Consider the following 1,111-nt stretch of genomic DNA (forward strand, 5'->3'; position numbering starts at 1 on the left):
ATTAAGGAGTAACGCATGACGAAGTCTCTCTTTCGCCAATCGTTTTTAACTGACACGTTAGATGTTCATATTGATGTAGCGCCAGCGGAGCAGGTGCTATCAAACGGCGTACAACTCAAACTCTATCAGCGTGGTGTGCTAGAAGTCATTCCTGAAAACCCGACTCAGGACACGAAGAACATCATCATCTCTTGTGGTATTCATGGGGATGAAACCGCACCGATGGAGCTGGTGGATTCGATCATTAAAGACATCGAATCTGGATTCCAGAAAGTCGATGCACGTTGCCTATTCATTATTGCTCACCCTGAGTCAACTCTGGCGCATACACGATTCCTAGAAGAAAACCTCAATCGTCTATTCGATGAAAAAGAGCACGAACCAACGAAAGAACTGGCGATTGCTGATACGCTGAAACTGTTGGTGCGAGATTTCTATCAAGATACAGACCCAAAAACGCGTTGGCACCTGGATTTGCATTGTGCTATTCGTGGTTCGAAACATTACACGTTTGCGGTAAGCCCAAAAACGCGCCACCCAGTTCGCAGCAAAGCGTTGGTAGATTTTCTCGATAGTGCGCATATTGAAGCTGTGTTGTTATCCAATTCACCATCAAGTACGTTCAGTTGGTACAGTGCAGAGAATTACGGTGCACAAGCGCTAACGATGGAGCTTGGCCGCGTCGCCAGAATTGGTGAAAACGCTCTGGACAGATTAACGGCATTTGACTTGGCTCTGCGTAATTTGATTGCAGAAGCTCAGCCAGAGCACTTATCGAAACCGTGTATTAAATATCGCGTAAGTCGCACTATCGTCCGCTTGCATGATGATTTCGATTTTATGTTTGACGTCAACGTGGAGAATTTTACTTCGTTTGTTCATGGTGAAGTCTTTGGTCATGATGGCGACAAGCCTCTGATGGCTAAAAATGACAACGAAGCGATTGTCTTCCCAAATCGTCATGTCGCTATTGGTCAACGTGCTGCGCTGATGATTTGTGAAGTAAAAACACGTTTTGAAGAGGGTGAGTTGGTTTACGATTAATCCAACATTACTCTTAGAAGTTAATTGCAATTTACCGAGGCTTAACTGTAAGGTTAAGCCTCGTTTG

At 44.7% G+C, this 1,111-nt stretch carries 1 protein-coding gene; it reads left to right on the forward strand.

The genetic code is table 11. The features are described 5' to 3' along the window. Positions 1–15: 15 nt before the first annotated feature. Positions 16–1,044 carry a succinylglutamate desuccinylase gene (locus tag R7M72_RS26380; protein ID WP_318056512.1) on the forward strand — a complete coding sequence of 343 codons (1,029 nt, stop codon included), beginning with the start codon at positions 16–18 and terminating at the stop codon, positions 1,042–1,044. Positions 1,045–1,111: the final 67 nt, after the last annotated feature.

Origin of the sequence: Vibrio sp. YT-18 (assembly GCF_033337345.1) — a bacterium.
GTDB lineage: Bacteria > Pseudomonadota > Gammaproteobacteria > Enterobacterales > Vibrionaceae > Vibrio > Vibrio alginolyticus.

What these genes read in the sequence shown, in the direction of transcription:
- R7M72_RS26380 (WP_318056512.1), top strand. Translation starts at nt 16, where the DNA reads ATGACGAAGTCTCTCTTTCGCCAATCGTTTTTAACTGACACGTTAGAT.